The organism is Bacillus sp. 05T31, assembly GCF_056396725.1.
The window spans coordinates 1-2,106 of sequence record NZ_JBFTMA010000749.1 but is presented as its reverse complement, the minus strand read 5'-3'; the positions used below and the strand labels follow the sequence as shown (position 1 = coordinate 2,106).

2 protein-coding genes are annotated in these 2,106 nt (G+C 36.8%); both read left to right on the top strand.

Annotated elements, in window-relative coordinates; translation table 11 throughout:
* Positions 1–105 precede the first annotated feature (105 nt).
* Positions 106–1,584, top strand: a complete 1,479-nt coding sequence (gene gerLA / locus AC1DJR_RS27720; RefSeq protein WP_477004017.1) for a spore germination protein GerLA — start codon at positions 106–108, stop codon at positions 1,582–1,584.
* Positions 1,585–2,106 (top strand): endospore germination permease (locus tag AC1DJR_RS27715; protein WP_477004016.1); only part of this gene is annotated, 522 nt, incomplete at its 3' end.

The window sequence follows — 2,106 nt, the reverse complement described above, 5'->3', positions numbered from 1 at the left end:
GTAACACGCGTGTTAGAGCTATCTTCGAAAAGAGATAGCTCTTTTTTGTATATATTTTCTTCTATTAGCGGAATCTAACTAAAAACTTGTTGAAAAGGAAGTTAGGTGGGGAAATTGTTAGAGCTAAAAGGTAACTTGTTTGAAGTTATGAAGGAAATTAGAGATGAGTTAGGTTCACCTAATGATTTAACAATTAGAGAAGTTGCTCTTGCTGGTAGCATTACACGTTGTGCGGTTGTTTTTTTATGTGGATTGACAGATAAGGATAATGTTTATAAATATGTAGTTCGTACACTTCAATATGAAGAAATACCAAATGAAGCAGCTGTGGTTCAGACATTATTGGATCGTTTTATTTCTATTGCAGAAGTCGGTAGGAAGACAACTTTTCCAGATATTATAAATGCGGTTTTAGCAGGAGATACAGTCATATTAATTGATAATATTCAAACGGCTATTGTTGTTAACAGTAGGGCTTGGGAGAAAAGAAGTCTAGAACCGCCAGTGACAGAAGATTTAATACGTGGACCGAGAGTTGGATTAAATGAAGATATTAATGTGAATAAAATGTTAATTCGCCGTGGTTTACGTGATCCGAAGTTACGGTTTCAATCTTATATTATGGGGAAGCGATCGCAGAAAGAAGTAACCCTAGTATATATAGAAGATATTATTAACCCTTACATCGTAAAMGAGCTAGATCGGCGTCTTCAATCAATAGTGACAGATGTCATTTTTGAGACAGGAACGATTGAGCAATTAATTCAAGATAATAATTTRTCGCCGTTTCCGCAGTTTTTAAATACAGAAAGACCAGATAATATAGTGGCTGCATTGGCGAAAGGGAAAGCGGCCATTTTAGTAGATGGGTCACCATTTGCTCTTATAGCTCCACTAGTATTTGTTGATATTTTTCAATCTGTAGAAGATCATTATGAGCGTTGGGTAATTGGAACGTTATTAAGAATGTTACGTATGGGATCAGGTATCGCTGCTGTTTTATTACCTGCCATGTACGTAGCGCTTGTATCGTATCATCAAGGGCTTATCCCATCTAAACTAGCTTATTCCATTGCGGGAGCGAGAGAAGGGGTACCGTTTCCTGCTTATATAGAAACGTTAATGATGGCATTAACGATGGAATTAATACGAGAAGCCGGGATTAGGCTTCCGAAACCGATGGGACAAACAATTGGCATCGTAGGCGGTCTTGTAATTGGAGAAGCGGCAGTAAATGCGGGGATTGTAAATCCGTTTTTAGTAATTATTATTGCGGTTACCGCAATTGCTACATTTTCACTTCCTGTATATAGCATTACGATTACATTTCGAATTTTACTTTTCGTCTTCGTGTTAGCTGCAACTGCTTTTGGGTTATACGGAATCATTTTAGCTCTTATTGCACTGGCGATCCATATTACAAATTTAAAGAGTGTTGGGGTACCGTATACAACACCTATTGCTCCTGCTTTTTATAAAGATTGGGAAGAAGAATTGGTTCGCCTACCAAAATCAATGTTAAAAGAGAGACCAGAATATTTACAAACGAAAGACTCTACATTACGCCCAAAGGAGCGAGAGTAATTGAAACCATTTGAATATGGAGATGAAGAAATTGGATCTCGGGAACTTGGTTTTGCGGTATCGTCAACAATTATCGGTATAGGTGCATTATCTATGCCTCGAGATATTGCTGACCAAACTTTATTTTCGGACGGTTGGATTATTTTGCTTTTGGGTGGATTGATATGTGCGGTTTTAGGTTGGTTTGTAACGAGGATAGCTATTTTATTCCCAAAACAAAACTTTGTTCAATATACAAGTGCACATTTGACGAAGCCTGTTGCATACACAATTAGTAGCATTTTAGTATTAACATTTGCTGCTTTGACCGCATATGAATCGCGAATGATTGCAATTATTTCACAAACATATTTATTTAGTGATACACCAATACAGCTACTCTCTTTCTTCTTCTTATTAGTTGTTATTTATGGAGTAGCAGGATCGAGAGCGGCTTTAGTAAGGTTAAATGTTCTATTYTTACCTATCGTGTTCATTGCGATAGTGTTGCTTTCTTTATTGAATGTGAATTTAATGGAAATA